General features: G+C 36.6%; 9 protein-coding genes. All 9 read left to right on the forward strand.

Annotation, left to right across the window (positions count from 1 at the left end; genetic code table 11):
• Window positions 1–17: 17 nt before the first annotated feature.
• The 9 genes from sov (at window position 18) to AC3QLY_RS07560 (ending at window position 19,580) form a co-directional block, all read left to right on the forward strand.
• Window positions 18–7,331, forward strand: coding sequence for a T9SS outer membrane translocon Sov/SprA (gene sov, locus AC3QLY_RS07520; RefSeq protein WP_492991177.1), 7,314 nt, complete (start codon window positions 18–20; stop codon window positions 7,329–7,331).
• A gap of 135 nt (window positions 7,332–7,466) precedes the next feature.
• Window positions 7,467–8,138, forward strand: coding sequence for a FadR/GntR family transcriptional regulator (locus tag AC3QLY_RS07525; RefSeq protein WP_074418110.1), 672 nt, complete (start codon window positions 7,467–7,469; stop codon window positions 8,136–8,138).
• A gap of 68 nt (window positions 8,139–8,206) precedes the next feature.
• The gene (locus AC3QLY_RS07530) at window positions 8,207–9,616 is read left to right on the forward strand and encodes a TolC family protein (RefSeq protein ID WP_492991180.1); all 1,410 of its coding nucleotides are present in this window, start codon (window positions 8,207–8,209) and stop codon (window positions 9,614–9,616) included.
• A 30-nt stretch (window positions 9,617–9,646) separates the two neighbouring features.
• Complete coding sequence (locus AC3QLY_RS07535) at window positions 9,647–12,967, forward strand: efflux RND transporter permease subunit (RefSeq protein ID WP_492991182.1); 3,321 nt, start codon at window positions 9,647–9,649, stop codon at window positions 12,965–12,967.
• Window positions 12,957–14,084 carry an efflux RND transporter periplasmic adaptor subunit gene (locus AC3QLY_RS07540; RefSeq protein WP_492991184.1) on the forward strand — a complete coding sequence of 376 codons (1,128 nt, stop codon included), beginning with the start codon at window positions 12,957–12,959 and terminating at the stop codon, window positions 14,082–14,084. Before AC3QLY_RS07535 ends, AC3QLY_RS07540 begins: the two co-directional genes overlap by 11 nt.
• A gap of 66 nt (window positions 14,085–14,150) precedes the next feature.
• Entirely contained in the window at window positions 14,151–14,711 is a 561-nt protein-coding gene (locus AC3QLY_RS07545) for a helix-turn-helix domain-containing protein (RefSeq protein WP_492991186.1), read from the forward strand.
• A 92-nt stretch (window positions 14,712–14,803) separates the two neighbouring features.
• Window positions 14,804–16,636 (forward strand): Ig-like domain-containing protein, encoded by a 1,833-nt coding sequence (locus AC3QLY_RS07550; protein ID WP_081300486.1) that lies wholly within the window; start codon window positions 14,804–14,806, stop codon window positions 16,634–16,636.
• Window positions 16,637–16,709: 73 nt separating this feature from the next.
• Window positions 16,710–18,677, forward strand: a complete 1,968-nt coding sequence (locus AC3QLY_RS07555) for an OmpA family protein (RefSeq protein WP_074418112.1) — start codon at window positions 16,710–16,712, stop codon at window positions 18,675–18,677.
• A 321-nt stretch (window positions 18,678–18,998) separates the two neighbouring features.
• Window positions 18,999–19,580: a helix-turn-helix transcriptional regulator gene (locus AC3QLY_RS07560; RefSeq protein WP_074418105.1), complete on the forward strand. Its 582-nt coding sequence runs from the start codon at window positions 18,999–19,001 to the stop codon at window positions 19,578–19,580.
• Window positions 19,581–19,585 lie beyond the last annotated feature (5 nt).

The raw sequence follows: 19,585 nt of genomic DNA on the forward strand, positions 1-19,585 counted from the left end.
AACCAAGCCTGCTTTTTTTGAAGAAAGGAACCTTATTGCTTACTGCTTTTTTACTAACTGCTTCGGTGTTGTTGTTTCCGTATGGATGTTTATTTGCCCAAACTACTGATACACTAAAAAAAGGAGGAAACTCATTGCGTTTTCCTATTCATGACCGGAGGGGCGATTTTTTATCCTGGCAAAATAAAAATCCGTTCGATTTAAATGATACCTCATATATCAAACAAAAAGTAGAGTACGACCCCAAAACCAATCAATATTATATTTTAGAAAAAGTAGGGAATACTTATTTCAGAAAACCGACCGCTTTAACTTTTGAAGAGTATTACAAGTTAAGAACCCAGCAACAACAGGACGATTATTTTAAACAACGTGCCGATGCTTTAACCTTACTCAATAAAAAAGTTCAAAGACCGCCGGTAAGAGTTTATAATACACTATTTGACCGGATTTTTGGTGTAGGTCCGGATGGTTTAAAAGTAGACATAAAACCTCAGGGTAGCGTAGATATTCAAATGGGTTATAATGGTCAAAATACATTAAATCCCACTTTGCCGGAAGCAGCCCGGAGAACCGGTGGATTTGATTTTAACCTGAATACCAATTTAAATGTAAATGCCAATATTGGAAATAAATTAAAGCTTCCCATTAATTATAATACACTGGCTAACTTTAATTATCTCAATCAGTTAAAGTTGAATTATAAAGGCATGGACGATGAAATTATCAGAAGTATTGAGGCCGGTAATATTGCCTTTCAAACCAAGGGAGCACTCATGTCGAGTGCACAAAATTTGTTCGGTATAAAAACACAGTTGCAGTTTGGTAAATTAAGTGTTACTGCTGTATTAGCGAACCAGCAGTCGCAACGGCAAACACAGGCTTTGCAGGGTGGTGCGGCCATCACCAATTTTCAAAAAAAATTAGATGATTACGATGAGAACCGCGACTTTCTGTTAGCACAATATTTCCGTAATAATTACAATACGGCCATGAGTAATTTGCCGATTGTAAATAGTCAGGTACAAATACAACGCATTGAAGTTTGGGTAACCAACAGAAATGGTTCAACTACTGATACACGTGCCATAGTAGGGTTGATGGATTTGGGTGAACCACAGCCTTATAATCCCAATTTTCAATCACTAACGAGCAGCCCTTTACCACAAAATGGCGCCAATACTTTGTATAGTGCTATTACGCAAAACCGAGACCCATCTACTGTAGGTGCATTTTTGCAAAGTAAAGGGTTAACGCAGGTAAATGATTATGAAAAAACTTTTGCACGCAAATTAGCACCTACTGAATATTATTTTAATCCGCAAATTGGTTTCTTGTCATTGAATGCACAACTGCAACCGAATGATGTGTTGGCAGTGGCTTATCAGTACACTTACAATGGGCAGGTATATCAGGTAGGTGAATTTTCGCAGGATGTTGCTGTAGATTCTACACAAGGGGTACAAAAAGTATTGTATTTAAAATTATTGAAAGCTACATCAGCCCGCACCAATTTGCCCATTTGGGGATTGATGATGAAAAACGTATACTCATTAGATCTGGCCGGTGTGTCAAGAGATGGTTTTCAATTGAATGTATTATACAACCAACCCAGTGGTGGTTTGAAAAGATATTTACCTGAATCAGCTCCATCTGTTGAAGGAAAGCCTTTATTGACCATTTTAAATTTAGACCGCTTAAATAATCAGAATGATCCTCAGCCCGATGGTATTTTCGATTATCTGGAAGGTTTTACCATCTTGTCTCAACAAGGTAAAATTATCTTTCCCGTGCTAGAGCCTTTTGGTAAAGATTTACAAAATCTGGCTTTTGCAGGACAACCGGCAGCACTGATTCAAAAATATGTGTATTACCAATTATATGATTCCATTAAAGCCATTGCGCAAACCTATGCTAACGTAGACCGCTTTGTGATGAAGGGGCAGGCAAAAGGCACCAGTGGAAGCGATATTTATCTCGGTGCATATAATATACCTCCCGGATCAGTAAAACTTACTGCAGGAGGGCAAACCTTAACTGAAGGAGTTGATTATACCATTGATTATAATTTAGGTTCTGTCAAAATTTTAAATCAGGCTATTATTAATTCCGGTATTCCCGTAAATGTTTCTTATGAAAACAATGCTTCATTTGGTATTCAGCAACGAGGTTTCCTTGGTTTACGGTTAGATTATGCCGCCAGTAAAAAATTAGCCATTGGTGCTACTATAGAGCGTTTGAATGAACGGCCATTCTTTACCAAAATGAATTATGGTGAAGATCCTATTCGCAATACCATGTATGGTGTTGATTTCAGTTATCACTCTAACTGGCCCGGATTGACGAGAGCTTTGAATAAGCTGCCTTTCTATTCTACCAAAACCATGAGTACCATTGCTGCTTATGGCGAAGGTGCTTATTTTAAACCCGGCCATCCACCCCAAATTGGATCGGGCAATAATGGTTTAATTTATTTAGATGATTTTGAGGGAACTACTTCTAATATTGATTTAAGGTTTCCATCAACGGCATGGGCTTTGGCTTCCACTCCGGCTGGTAATCCTAATTTTCCGGAAGCATTATTAATAGATTCTGTTGACTATAATAAAAACAGAGCAAAAATTGCCTGGTATAATATTGAACCGAATTTGCAAGACAAGAACAGCCCCAACAATCCGCTGAGAGGAAATTTGGCAGCACTGAGTGATCCTCGTGTAAGACTGGTATATACCAATGAGTTATTTCCGCAGCTTACTACCAATATTGTAAATACTCAAACCTCAACTTTCGATGTAGCATACTATCCTACAGATATTGGCCCTTATAATTATGACAATGATCCCTCTCAGGTAAATGCCAATGGAAAATTATTAAATCCGAAAAAAAGATGGGGTGGTATTATGCGGGCTATTGATCAAACAGATTTTGAAACCAATAATATTGAGTATGTACAATTCTGGATTCAGGATCCTTTTATCAAATTGCCGAATAGTACCGGCGGCCAGTTAATGATTGATTTTGGTAATGTAAGTGAAGATATTCTGAAAGATGGCAAACGTTTTTATGAAAACGGACTAAATACCCCTACCTCACCCGCTGCTATTGATAGTAGTACAACTTGGGGAAGAGTGCCTGTGAATCCTATTCAAGTAACCAATGCATTCAGCAACAATCCTGGCGATAGGGTATATCAGGATGTGGGTTTGGATGGTTTAGATAATGATGGGGAGCGAAGAAAACGTACCGATTATCTTTCTAAAATAACAGCAAATTTTGGCACAAATTCACCTATTTATCAACGTGCCATTCAGGATCCTTCGAATGATGATTATAAATGGTATCGCGATCCGAGCTTTGATGCAAGTGGGGCAGGAATATTGGAGCGTTATAAAAATTTCAATAATCCGCAAGGCAATTCGCCCATTGCTACCGGAACATCACCTTTTTCTCCGGCAGCAACTTTATATCCTGATAATGAAGATTTAAACCATGATAATACTTTAAATGAAGATGAAGAATATTTTGAATATCAGGTAAATCTTGCGCCGGGTATGGATGTAGGCGTAACAAAATATATTTCTGATAAACGCATAGTGCCGGTAACCTATGCAGATGGAACTACCGGAACTGAAAATTGGTATTTGTTTCGGATACCATTGAGCGATTATGCCAGTAAAACAGGCCAAATACCAGATTTTAAATCCATCCAGTTTATGCGGATGTATTTAACAGGGTTTCAGGATTCAGTAGTATTGCGCTTCGCAAAATTAGAACTGGTACGCAATCAATGGCGGCAGTTTACGTTTAAATTAGATACAACAGGTTCTTATACACCTATTGATACCAGCACAATTACCTTTAATACCCTTGCTGTAAATTTAGAGGAAAACAGTAGTCGTACCCCGGTAAACTATGTTATTCCTCCCGGCATTCAGCGTGTGCAACAGCTAAGCAATAATGGTATCAATATTTTACAAAATGAACAATCATTGAGTTTACAGGTGGGTCATCTTACTCCGGGAAATTCCAGAGCAGTGTTTAAAACTTTGCCCAATTATGATATGCGTTTGTATGGCAAAATGCTCATGTTTGCGCATGTGGAAGCGGCTCCAAATACTGCATTGCAAGACAATCAGTTAAATTTGGTGGTTAGAATAGGGCAAGACTATCTGAATAATTATTATGAAATAAAAGTTCCTTTAAAGGTTACACCACCCGGCAATTATTCGCCTGTTTCCGATACTATAGTATGGCCAACACAAAATAACCTCGATTTCGATATTCAAACATTAACTAATTTAAAACTACAACGTAATAATAGTGGTGCTTCCGTTAGTACCATATATCGGCAGGTAATTGGGGATAAAACATTTTCTGTTTTAGGTAACCCGAATATTGGTGCAGTCAATGCATTTTTAATTGGCGTAGAAAATGCCAGCACCAATACCACACCGCTAAGTGCTGAAGTTTGGGTAGATGAATTACGGCTATCGAATATTAATGAAAGGGGTGCTTATGCAGCTGTTGGAAGGGTAGATATTGGTTTGGCCGATTTGGGAAAAATGTCTATTTCCGGAAGTATGCATACGGCAGGTTGGGGTTCCTTAGAATCGCATATTGGGCAACGGGCTTTGGATAATTTTACACAGTTTGATGCCTCTATTGCTATTGATGCGGGTAAATTGTTACCGAAGGGCACCAGGTTATCGGTGCCGGTATTTGCCAGTTTTGATAAAACCGTAAGTTCACCAAAATATGATCCATTTGATTTGGATATTACCTTATCTCAAAAACTAAGTGCAGCGCAAACAAAAGCCAAACGCGATTCCATTAAAAATGCAGCAATTGACCAAACCACCATCAAAACCATCAATTTCACCAATGTACGTGTAATGCCAAAAGGCAAAGTGCACTTATGGAGCCTCAGTAATTTTGATGTCAGCTATTCCTTTACACAAACGGTACAAAACAACCCCACTACTTTGCTCAATAATTTAGTAAAATGGCGTGCCGGATTAGGATATACTTATAATGCACCACCCAGATACAAAGAACCTTTCAAAAAAATAATTAAAGGAAACAGCCAATGGACCTCTTTTATTCGCGATTTTAATGTGAACCTGCGGCCTTCTCTCATTAGCTTCAGGGCCGATGTGAACCGGCAGTTTGGGCAGTATATTCCCCGTATTATTAATACCGATCAGCAACAAACCAAAGTAATGTTGGTAGATACTACCTACAACAAATATTTTACGTTCGATAAATATTATAATTTTAGATGGGATGTAGCACGTTCCGTAAATCTCGATTTTTCTGCAACCAGTTTTGGCAGGGTAGATGAACCTTATGGAATGATTAATACCAAAGCTAAAAAAGATTCAGTATGGCAGAATTTTATTAGTGGTGGCCGAACAACCCTTTATCAGCAACGAGCAAGTGCAACGTATACTTTACCCCTTGCAAAATTCCCGTTCACTAATTGGATAGCAGCCCGATACAGTTATGCTACTACCTATAACTGGATAGCTGCCAGTTTACTGGCTGTTTCATTAGGTAATACCTTAGAAAACAGTCAACAAAATAATTTAAATACACAGTTTGATTTTACAAGGCTTTATACCAAATCAAAATGGTTGCGGAATTTAGACTATCGTCCTCCGCCTCCGCCCAAACAATTCTTTAATAACCAAACCGGTAAACCTGTGAGCAGCCCTAATGGCGCAAATGCTAACCCGTTAGGAATTACTTTACCCAACCGGGAAGAAGCGATTACAGATACTGCAGGTAACAGGTTGCATGGTAAAAAGAAAAGAATAGCATTGCGAAAATGGCGGCAACAACGGCGTGATTACAGAACTGCATTGCGATTGCAACAGGCCAATCAGCCCACACAAATGAATGGCGCTGTTAGAGCAGCCGGTCATTTGGTTACCATGATAAAAAATGTATCAGTGAACTATGGCGAAAATTACAATAGCCGTGTGCCCGGCTGGTTAGGAAATACCACTGCTTTTGGGCAGGACATGAAAACCATGCAACCAGGGTTAGATTATGTGTTTGGCCGACAACCCGATAGTAGTTGGTTAAACAGAAAAGCGGCACAAGGGTTAATTACAAAAGACGGTACTTTCAACTACTTGTATCAGCAAAATTTTGAACAAAAATTAGGATTAACTGCGCAGTTAGAACCTGTTAGAGAATTCAGGGTAGATCTAAGTTTAAATAAAAGCTTCTCAAAAAACTACAGTGAATTATTTAAAGACACAACGGGGCTGGGATTGCCGCAGCAACATCTTAATCCATATACTGCCGGAGGTTTCAGCGTATCTTATATTGCTTTAGGAACATTGTTTCGAAAAACCAATCCCAATGAATTATCTTCTACTTTTCTTCAGTTTGAAAATAACAGACAAATTATTTCAAAAAGAGTAGCCAATTTAAATCCTTATTGGAAGCAGAATCCAACTTTTACTTCAGACGGATTTGCAACGGGTTACGGGCGCTATTCCCAAGATGTTTTAATACCCGCTTTTTTATCTGCTTATACCAAAAAAGATCCTTCTACTTTCCCTTTATTGAAGGGATCCGGATCGGGTATTCGATCCAATCCATTTAGTGGTATTCTTCCAAAACCCAATTGGCGCTTAAGCTATACAGGGTTAAGTAAAATACCTGCATTGGCTAAAATTTTTACAGCCATTAATATTACGCATGCTTATTCTGCCACTTTAAGTATGAACAGCTTTTCCAGTGCATTATTGTATCAGGATCCATTTCGTTATGGTGCACCGGGCTTTATAGATACGCTGAGTGGTAACTATATACCTTATTATTTGGTTCCCAATATCACTATGCAAGAGCAGTTTGCTCCGTTACTGGGTATTGAAGTTACCACCACTAAACAGTTAAGTTTAAAATTAGAATATGCCAAAAGCAGACAATTGAGTTTAAGTTTAATTGATTACCAGCTAAGTGAAACAAACAGCACACAGTGGACAACGGGCTTCAATTGGCGTAAACGTGGCTTACGTTTACCGTTTAAGTTGCCGGGCATGAAGAATACAAAATTGCAGAACGATTTAACCATTAAACTCGATTTGTCGTTTAGAAATGATGCAACCAGTAACAGCAGGATAGACCAATCCACAGCCTATGGAACCGGAGGCCAACAGGTTGTCATTATTCAACCCGCTATTGATTATGTTTATAATAACCGTATCAATCTCCGGCTGTTTTTTGATCAACGAAGAGTGACTCCTTTTATTTCAACTGCTGCACCTACTATTGTTACCAGGGCTGGCGTTTTAGTCAGGGTTTCATTGGCTCAGTAATCGTATTTCCCATTTTTCATTGTCAGGTAATTGTTTAAAATTCAATTAAAATAGGTTAATAAAATATGCTTTTTAACAAAGATGTTGGTCTGGTAATAAAATTAATTTACTTTCATACATCAGATGATATGATGTATGCATGCAGAACCTGTAAAAAAAAAATCGCTGAGTGATGTGGTTGCAGAAAAATTGCAACAACATATAGCAATCGGTAAATTTAAAATTGGTGATCAATTGCCCACTGAGCCCGAATTGATGGAATATTTTTGTGTAGGCAGATCAACCATTCGGGAAGCCATCCGAATACTTTCTTATTCCGGAATTTTAAAAGTTCAGCAGGGTGTAGGTACTTTTGTTGCTTTAAAAAATGGAACACCTGTGCCATGGTATCATCGCTTGCAGTCGGCACGAGGCGAGGAGCTAAATGAAGTAAGGCAATTACTGGAACTAAAAATTGCAGAGAAAGCGGCTATTTACAGAACAAGCCGGCAAATTAACTGCATGCGTAAATATTTAAAAGAACGTTATAAAGCAGCTATTGGGAATGATGTTGCAAAATGTATTGATGCTGATATATCATTCCATCTTGCCATTGCTGAAGCATGTAGTAATGAAATTTTATGTGATTTGTATAAAACAATAGCCGCCCAGCTAAAAAATTTTTTTCAGGAAGTTTTTGTTGATACAGACTTGTTTATGCTAAAACAAGACTTGCATGAAAAGTTATTACAAAGCATAATTGATAGAGATGCAAAAAAAGCCTGGCATTTTGTGGCTACAATTACAAGCCAGGAAAATGATGAATAAAAAATGTGATTCATTAAAGGTTAATTTTTAGGAATGAATAAATTTTAAGTGTTGATTAAATTGATAATATGGTTTTAAACTATACCAAATGTGTTTTTGTGTTTTTGTTTTTCAGTTTGATATTGACAATTCAGTTTTCTAATGCTCAGCAACAACCATTATTGTTAAGTGAAGCAATCCATTCCGGGTTAAATAATTATCAAACTATTAAAGCAAAGCAGCACTATTTAAAAGCTTCCAATTATTTATTACAAAATGTAAAAAATGATTACTTGCCTAATATTTTGGCAAGTATGCAGCAGAATTATGGAAGTATTAATGGTTTGTATGGGCCCGGTGCACCTTATGGCGCTTTTGGTGTTTCATCAGCAGGGCCTGTATTTAACAGCCAGCAATGGAATGCAGCTTTTGGATCATTGTATTTAATTTCTACTAACTGGGAGGCATTTACGTTTGGCAGAAAGCAATCCCGCATTGCAGCGGCTAATGCAGTGGTACAAACAGATTCTGCTGATGTTGAACAGGAAAAATTTGTGTTAAGTGTAAAAGTGGCAGGAGCATATTTTAATTTATTAACAGCACAGGGTTTGGTAATCGAAGCACAGGCAAACTTAAACCGGGCAGATACTTTTAGAACTGCCGTATTGGCAAGAACCTTGAATGGACTTAATCCCGGGGTTGATTCTTCTATTGCCAATTCAGAATATTCCAATGCATATTTAATTCTCATTGATGCTATCTCTAACAGGCAGCAGGCAGAAAGTACATTGGCACAATTACTCAATCAAAAACCTGAAACATTTTTCTTAGACACTTCTTTTTTTAATCGCATTCCTCAAAATTTTGTTTCATCATTTAATATTACTGCTAACCCACAAGTAAAATTTTTTGAAAGTAAAATTCGGCAAAGTGAAATGCAGGCAAATGCAATTAAGAATAGCATCCTGCCCGGTATTAATCTTTTTGGTATTTTTCAAACAAGAGGTTCTGGTTTTGGCAGTCAGTACAGTGCTGCTTCGCCCAACAATTACTCAAAAAGTTTTTTTGATGGCGTTACACCACTGCGCTCTAATTACATTGCCGGCTTATCGTTGGCATTTAATATCATGAGTATACCTAAGATAAAACAACAGGTGAATGCACAAAGAGAATTAACGGAGACATATAAACAGGAATATGATCAAACTTATACGCAATTGCAAGATGCTTTAATACTGGCAGATCAGCGTATTCAAAATACATTGCAAAGTTATCGAGAAGTACCTATTCAATTAAAAGCCGCACGTGATGCTTTTTTGCAAAAATCTGTACTATATGAAAATGGGTTAGCTACCATTATAGATTTGCAACAGGCATTGTATATTGTAAATAGGGCAGAAACGTCTGCAAAACTTGCATGTATTAATATATGGCAGGCACTCTTACTAAAAGCAGCCGCTTCGGGAGATTGGGATTTACTAATGCAGCAAATAAAATAATTTATATTAATGTATTTCAACTATTAAAGCATGAATTTAATTAGAACCGCATTAAGAAAACCCATTACTATTTTAGTACTGGTTGCCGGTTTATTCTTTTTTGGTATTAGGGCTATACGTACTATAAAAATTGATATTTTCCCAAATATTGATTTACCCGTTATTTATCTTTCTCATCCTTATGGTGGCTTTACTCCCGATCAAATGGAAGCTTACTTCGGTAAAAATTATGTAAACCTTTTATTGTATGTATCTGGTGTAAAAAGTATTGAAACAAAAAACATTCAAAGTTTAACCCTTATTAAATTAACGTTTTATGAGGGAACCAATATGGCTCAGGCGGCAGCCGAAGTAACTGCATTTAGTAACAGGGCGCAAACAATTTTTCCGCCGGGTACAAATCCTCCATTTATTATACGTTTTGATGCTTCTACATTACCTGTTGGGCAATTGGTGCTAAGCAGTAAAACACGCAGCAATAACGAGTTGCAGGATTTAGCAAATGTTTATATCCGTTCAGGTTTCAGTTCAATTCCGGGATTAGTATCACCGGCTCCATTTGGCGGCAATGCCCGCACCGTTGTAATAAAAGCAGATCCGGCATTAATGCGTGCCCATAATATTACACCCGATCAATTAGTGGCTGCGCTAAGGGTGAATAATCAGTCCATTCCATCCGGCAACGTGCGTATTGGAGATAAAAATTATTTTACACCCATCAATGCAACCATTAATACGGTCAAAGATTTTGAAGACATTCCTTTATACACCGGTACTGCAGAAAATATTTATGTAAAAGATGTGGCAACTGTAGAAGATGGGGCCGATGTTACGGTAGGATATGTTTTAGTAAATGGGAAACGTTCTGTTTATCTGCCCATCACAAAATCAGCCAGTGCCTCTACGTGGGAGGTGGTTCAAAATTTAAAAAAGGCATTGCCGCGATTTCAATCGTTATTGCCGGAAGATGTTCATTTAACGTACGAGTTTGATCAGTCAACTTATGTAATTAATTCCGTTAAAAACTTATTAAGTGAAGGAATTATTGGTGCAATTTTAACCGGATTAATGGTGCTGTTATTTTTAGGCGATCCACGAGGGGCATTCATTGTAATTTTAACTATACCCACTTGTATTATTTCAGGTGTATTGTTTCTTTCACTTTTTCATCAAACAATCAATATCATGACCTTAAGTGGCCTGTCTTTGGCCATTGGTATATTGGTAGACGAATCAACGGTTACCATAGAAAATATTCACCAGCATTTAAGTATGGGTAAACCAAAAGCATTGGCAGTGTGGGATGCTTGTCATGAAATTGCATTTTCTAAATTACTGATTCTGTTTTGCATACTGGCTGTGTTTGCTCCGGCTTTTACCATGAATGGCATTCCCGGTTCTTTATTTTTACCACTTGCATTAGCCATTACATTTTCAATGGTAACTTCTTATATCATGTCACAAACACTGGTGCCGGTGTTAGCCAATTGGTTCATGAAAAATGATTACCGGCACAATGATTCAGCCAAGCGTACTTCATGGTTTAAAATAAAAAGAAAATCTGATGCAGAGCAGTTTAAAGCTGCTGCTATTACACCTGAGTCTGAACAAAATACCTGGCAGCAAAAAGAAATACTAGCTACCAGAGCAGATTTTAATAATGATGGAAAAATTACTCGATTTGATCGATTCAGACTTCAGTTTGTTCAGTTTTTAAATAGTTTGTTGCCTTATAAAAAATGGATTACTGCTGTATATATTGTTGTGTCTGTTGCATTAGCTGTTGGTTTATTTTCTTTGATTGGTAGAGATGTATTGCCCAAGGCAGATATTGGTCAGTTTCAGTTGCGTATTCGCGATGAAGATGGTACCCGTATTGAAAAAACAGAAAAAGATGTATTGACTACTTTAAATGTTTTGTATGATATTGTTGGCAAAGAGAATGTTTCTATTTCTTCTGCCATGATAGGTATTCACGGATCACAGTTTTCAACAAATCCTATATACTTATTTATGGCCGGTCCGCAGGAAGCAGTACTGCAAGTTGCATTTAAAGAAGGATATGCGCTTGATATGGATACATTAAAAGATGCCATTCGTAAAAGAATGTATATGGTATTGCCGCAGGTAAAACTTTCTTTTGAACCGATTGAGTTAACAGATAAAATATTAAGTCAAGGTTCACCTACGCCTATTGAAGTAAAAATAATCGGAAAAAATAAATTACAGAATGAAGTATTTGCACAGCGCGTTATACAAAAATTACAGCAAATACCTTATTTACGGGATGTACAATTAGATGAAGCGATTCATTATCCTGCTATTAATATTCATGTAGACAGGGTTAGAGCTGCACAGTTAGGTACCAATATCGCCGCAATTTCACGATCTTTTGTAGCTGCAACATCATCTTCGCGGTTTACTGAAAAAAATGTTTGGATTGATCCCAAAACATCTTTAAGTTATTTGGTACAGGTAGAAATTCCGGAAAGTAAAATGTCATCAGTTTCCGACATTAATCAGATACCGTTAGTGCCCGGAAGTAACCGGCCTATGTTGGGCGATGTGGCAACAATTCATGAAGATTCTGTTTATGGACAAGATGATGATATTGGCGCCATTCCTGCACTTTCAGTTACCGCCAATATATTTAAAAAAGATTTAGGTACTGCAACACAGGATGTTGAAAATGCCATACAAGCACTCGGTAAACCACCCAGAGGTTTATATGTAGAAACACGCGGATTAAGTCAGGTGCTTACAGAAACATTAGACAGTTTGCAGGGCGGCTTAATTACAGCCATCATTGTCATCTTTCTAATGCTGGCTGCAAACTTTCAGTCATTTAAAGTTTCATTGGTTATTCTTTGTACGGTACCTGCTGTTTTGCTGGGTTCTCTTGCCATGTTATTGCTCACCGATTCTACTTTGAATTTGCAATCATATATGGGCATGATTATGTCCGTAGGTGTTTCTATATCCAATACTGTATTATTAGTTACCAATGCAGAGGCGTTACGAATAAAAAATGGGAATGCAGTATTGTCTGCTGTTGAGTCGGCTACTGTTCGTTTACGCCCAATTTTAATGACCACAGTTGCCATGGTAATGGGTATGTTGCCTATGGCAGCGGGTATTGGAGAAGCCGGAGCACAAGCAGCACCATTAGGCCGGGCCGTAATTGGTGGGTTGGTAGCATCTACTATTGTTGTGTTGTTGATATTGCCTTTGGTATTTGCATGGGTTCAAAATAAAACAACTACTGAATCTGTTTCGTTAGACCCACATGATAAAATGAGTAAACATTATATTCCTGAATTAGATCAAAATACACATGAAAATGATTTGTAAAAAATGGATGTACCTATTGCTTCTGCCCACACTTATTATTGTACAAAGTTGCCATGGTGGGCATTCTGCTAAAGATGCCGGCAATAAAAAAGATAGTAGTGTGGCCCTTACTGCAACACCAGCCTTTGTTGTGTACAAAGAAAAGCTGGATGGTTCATTAAAATTACCAGGAGAATTAATTGCTTTTCAGGAAGTGAACATCTATGCCAAAATTAACAGCTTTGTAAAAGATGTGTTGGTTGATGTCGGCAGTCAGGTAAAGGAGGGTCAATTACTGGCAACCACAGAAGCACCGGAAATTAATGCACAATTATTGGCTGCAGAATCTAAATTAAAATCTTTAGAGGCTATCTATATTGCGAGTGATGCAGCTTATAACAGATTATTAAAGACCAGTAGAACTCCCGGTACCATTTCTCCGAACGATTTAGATTTGGCATTAGCCAAGCAAAAATCTGATTATGCGCAATGGCAGGCTGCAAAAGCTTCGTACAGGGAAATTTTAGATACCAAAAAATATTTAACTATTCAGGCACCTTTTTCCGGAATGATTACTTTACGAAACGTCAATCCCGGATCGTATGTTGGCCCATCCGGTAAAGGATCAGATTTACCTATGTTTGTATTGCAGGATAGAAATAAACTCAGGTTAGTAGTTTTAATACCTGAACAATTTTCCCGATATCTTTCTCAGGGAAGCAAAATTAATTTTACAGTAAAAGCCTATCCTGATATTATTTTTCATGCAACTATAAATCGGTTGGCCGGTGCATTAGATACCAAACTTCGTTCACAGCGTATTGAAATGGATGTATACAATACCGATAAAAAATTATTACCGGGTATGATTGCGGATGTTAATATTCCTTTGAACACGAAAGATTCTAATCTGGTTGTTCCTAAAACTGCTGTTTTGTATGCAACCACCGGCACATTTGTTTTATGTATACACAATAGCAAGGTAAATTGGATTCCTGTACAATTGGGAAATGAAAACAATAGTAAAATTGAAATATTTGGTAACATTTTGCCCGGCGATACAGTTTTACAAAATGCCAATGAAGAAATTAGAGACGGAAGTAGCTTGCATCAATTCTCTGTTTCCAAATTTGAATGAGTAAAATTCAATTTGGATATTTGAGCATTTTCTGCTATTTTTATTTCAATTAAAAGCTTATCTGTTTTGAAGCTATACATAAAATATATGGTAAGCCTTCGTTGTATAATGATGGTGAAAGAAGAGCTAAAAAAGCTGGGTTTAAAATATGTTATAGTTGAATTAGGAATGGTAGAAATATTGGAAGATATTTCAGAAGAGCAGCGAAAAATTTTAAAAGAAAATCTTTTAAAATCGGGTTTGGAATTGTTGGATAATAAACGAAGTATTTTAATAGAAAAAATTAAAAGTGTCATTGTTGAAATCATACATTTTGAGGATGAATTGCCCGAAACGAATTATTCGGATTTTATTGCGAAGAAACTGAATTATGATTACGCATACCTCTCTGCTATTTTTTCTGAAGTAAAAGGAATTACAATACAGCAATATATTATTTTTCATAAAATCGAGTATGTAAAAGAGTTGTTATTATATGATGAACTGAACCTTACTGAAATTGCCTATCAACTTCATTACAGCAGTGTTGCTCACTTATCAAACCAATTTAAAAAAGTTACTGGACTTGCCCCGTCATTTTACAAACAATTAAAGCTAAAACGTACCATTAACTTAGAAAACCTGTAATATCTATAAGTTTTGTGGTTACATGTGTAATTATGCAAAGTGTTAATGTTTACAACTTTGTGTATTAAACATTTCACAAAACTTACAAGATAATGACACAGAAAATTTTTTCAAAAAGCTTTAAGGATGCCAAACAGTTTTTGCCAAAATGGCATCTTAAATTATTTAATATAAGTTGGCTTATATTGTTACTATTCTCTTTTATTGGCAGTAGCTGTAAAAAAGTATTAGAAGAGGTAGGTTCGGTAGGTGTTTGTCCGGTTGTAGTTTCAACAACACCCATTAATGGAGCAACTAAGGTGGTTTTAAATACAAATCTTACTGCCACCTTTAATGAGGTAATGGATACTGCCACCATTAATACAACAACATTTGTTTTAATGCAGGGCACTACACGTATACCCGGTATTGTAACCTATTCGGGCACAACTGCTACTTTTACACCAGCAGGTTTATTAGCGGTAAATGCTATCTATACAGCTACTATAACAACCGGCGCAAAAGATAAAGCTGGAAATGCCATGGTGGCCAACTATGTTTGGACATTTAATACCGGTAATGCACCTTCTGTTGTTTCAACAGATCCTGCCAATGGTGCAACGAATGTAGATCTGGGTAAAATTATTACTGCTACTTTTAATACTGCAATGAACCCAACTTCTATTAATAGCAATACTTTTACCATTAAACAGGGATCTAATCTTATTTCCGGAACCATTACTTATTCAGGTGTGGTAGCAACCTTTACACCCACAGTTCCTTTATCAGGAAATATGGTATACACAGGTACAATTTCTACCGGGGCAAAAGATACTTCGGGTAATGCCTTGATGAGTAACTATAGTTGGAGTTTTTCAACAAGCTCCGTACCCATGGTTATTTTAACCGATCCGCTTAATAATGCTACAAATGTTGATGTCAATAAAATTGTTTCAGCAACATTTAATACAGTCATGGATTCAACTACCATTAATGCTTCAACCTATTTTGTTAAACAGGGAACAAATTTAATACCTGGTGTGGTGAGTTATTCAGGAACGAAAGCTTCCTTTACACCAACCAATCCGCTTGCTTTAAATACTGTTTATACAGCTACTGTAACAACAGGAGCTAAAGATAAAACAGGTAAAGCATTGGCAAATAATTATGTATGGAGCTTTACTACTTCTTCACAGCCACCACCATCACCTTCTATTTTAGGAAGTGCTTCAACATTTGGTGCATTTGGTGGTAATGCCGGAATTACAAACCAGGGGTTAAATACTGTTATCAATAATGGTGGAATAGGTACAACAGCTGCATCTACTTTGGTTACAGGTTTTCATGATGGTATTACCAATGCCGTGTATACTGAAACGCCTTTAAATAAAGGATTGGTTACCGGTGGCATTTATACGGCTCCTCCGGCTCCTGGAACAAGTACGACCTACCAAATTGCATACAATGCATTTTTAGATGCTACCAATGCATATAATAGTTTATCTCCGGCTTCTATGCCTGGAGGTACTGATCCCGGTGCTGGCGAATTGGGTGGATTGACATTAGCCCCTGGTGTATATAAATCTGCCAGTGGAACTTTTAAAATTACCAACGGAAATCTTACACTCGATGCTATGGGAAATCCAAATGCAGTTTGGGTATTTCAAACAGCATCTGGCCTAACTGTTGGTATTGCCGGTCCATCTGGTGCCAGAAGTGTGAATATGATTAATGGGGGATTGCCTAAAAATGTGTATTGGTATGTTGGCAGTGCTGCTACTATTAATGCTGCCGGTGGTGGAATAATGGTCGGAACTATCATTTCACAGGCGGGTGTTACTTTTTCAACAGCAGGAAATGCAGTACAAACTGTGTTAAATGGCAGAGCACTTTCGTTAAGTGCTTCAGTAACAATGGTAAATACAACAATTAATGTTCCTAACTAAATAAAAAAATACATCCGGCAACTATAATTGCGGGATGTATAAAAATTCATATTCATTTTTTAAAATTACTATCATGTTAAATACATATGTATTAAAATCAAAAAAATATTTTTTGCTGATTTTGTTAATTTTTGCAGGGCTTGCAACAAATGCACAAACAGTGAAGCGAATACAACCGGTATGGTGGTTTGGCGAATCAGGCGCAGTTAATTTTAATGAATACCGTGGTACTACACAAATGCTGAATAATGGATTAAGTGTTCCAACTGCCTTTCATAAAGGTGAAGGTATAAAGCCTTATGCTTCAATATTGGCAGAATACCGCCCCAACAAAGTGTGGGGAGGCATGTTGAATATAGCTTATGATAATAGAGGTGGAGAATTTGATGCTGTGATGGCACCTTGTAATTGTCCGGCAACCTTAGCTACCAATTTAAGTTATATAACTATTGAACCAAGTATCAGACTGGCTCCATTCAAATCTGCTTTCTATCTGTTTGCAGGTCCTACAATTAGTATTAATGTATCTAAATCATTTAATTATACCCAATTAAAGCAGGCCGATAAAAATGGTGATTGGAGTGATATTCATAAAACCGTTGTTTCTGCTCAGGCTGGTGCCGGTTTTGATATTCCGCTTTCAGCAAAAACAAGCAGAACACAAATGACACTTTCTCCTTTTGCTTCCTTTCAAACAGACCTTTTTCAGCAGCCGCGTTCTGTTGAATCATGGGCATTGTTTACCATTAGAACCGGAGTTGCTTTAAAGTTTGGAACAGCCAGAAGATCTGCTCCTGCGCCACTTCCCATTATAAAAGAGGTAACTCCGCTAATTGTGCCTGAAAACAATGTTCAATTCTCAGTTCGTGCACCCAAAGTTGTTCCCCTTAGCAGGCAGGTAAAGGAAACCTTCCCATTGATTAATTCTATATTTTTTACAGTCGGATCTTCAAAAATACCGAACCGTTATGTATTATTCAATCAAAGTCAGGCTGCTGCTTTTAATGAAAATCAATTGCAACAGGAACAACCCACTGATTTAAATAATGGCAGATCTGCAAGACAATTGGCTGTGTATCATAATATTCTAAATATTTTGGGTGATAGATTAAGAGCAAATCCTTCAAGTACCATTTTATTGAGTGGTGCATCTATGAACAATATTCCCGAGGGTAAGCAAATGGCTGAAAATATAAAACAATATTTAGTGAATATATATGGTATTAATGCATCCAGAATCACAACAGAAGGAAGAAATAAACCATCCATACCATCTCTTCAACCGGGCGCTACTGAACAATTAGCATTGCTAAATGAAGAAGATCACCGGGTCGATATTACAAGCACATCACCTGAATTATTAATGCAAGTTGGCGGTGCTACATCACCATTTCTTAAACCGGTTCAAATTACTGCAGTTCAAGAAGATCCATTAGATAGTTATGTGCTTTTTAATGTAGATGGCGCTGAAAAATCATTAAAGTCATGGTCAGTAAATGTTACTGATGATAAGGGAGTTATTCAACAATATGGCCCCTATACTGAAGATCAGGCATCAGTTTCCGGTAAAACAATACTTGGAAATAATGCACAGGGTAATTATAAAATAACAATGGTAGGTATCACAAAAGATGGTACAACAATTACAAAAAAGAGCTCTGTAAGTTTATTAAAAAGAGATGATCCAAAACAAGAAGGTTTGCGGTATTCTATTCTGTTTAATTTTGATAAATCAAAAACCATACTTTCTTATAAAAACTTTTTAACCGGAGTAGTGGCTCCTTTGGTACCAGATAATGGCACTGTAATTATTCATGGACATACAGATATTATTGGTGATGCTAATTACAATATTAAATTATCTCAACAACGTGCAGAGGCAGTAAAAGATATACTGCAAAGCGCATTGTCGGCTAAAAATAATATTAAGTATGAAGTATATGGTTTTGGCGCAAATGCAAATGCAGCCCCATTTGAAAATATGCTTCCCGAAGATCGTTTTTATAACAGAACAGTTATCATTGATATTCTTCCTAATTAAACAACAATTGGTTACTGAATTTTTAATCTTAACAAGCCCTAAACATATAGGTTATGTTTGGGGCTTTTTTATGCGTGCCATTTATTGAAAGTTTATCAAATTACCGCATCAATCAAAATGTTGAGTCCAAATACTTAAAACAGTGTATTTATGTAAGCAATTGAGGTATATATGTAACAATTATTTTGATTGAATTTCTCAACTTTGTATAAGTTTTTTTATTTGTGATAAATTTTAAGCCATAAAGCCATCAGATTAACGCTGCAATTTATTTCAGGTTACATTATCAATATTACGATTGACTTCATTTAAAATAATATTTTGAAAATACACATCAAATATATGGTTAGTGAGCGGTGTATACTTGCTGTAAAAGCAGCTTTGATGCATTTTCAACTTCATTTTGTAATGATGGATATGGGTGAAGTTGATATTTTGGAAGATGTTTCAAATGAAGATATGCAGCAATTGAAATTAATGTTGTTACAATCCGGATTAGATTTAATGGATGACAATAGAAGTATTCTAATTGAAAAAATTAAAAAAATAATTATTGAAATGATTCATTTTTCCTCAGATGTACCAATAATGAATTATTCTGATTATATCAGTTCAAAACTGGGTTATGATTATACTTATTTATCGAACATTTTTTCTGAGGTAAAAGGCATTACAATTCAACAATATATAATCCTTAATAAGGTAGAGAAAATTAAAGAACTGATTAGCTACGATGAATTAAACTTTACTGAAATAGCATATAAACTGCACTATAGCTCTGCTGCTCATTTATCCAACCAATTTAAAAAAATTACAGGTTTAACTCCTTCGCAATATAAAAAGCTAAAATATAAAAATAGACGGCCAATTGAAGAATTAGACATAGCTTACAAAGATAAATAACCAAA

Source organism: Hydrotalea sp. GW822-HT8A01 (assembly GCF_058798575.1).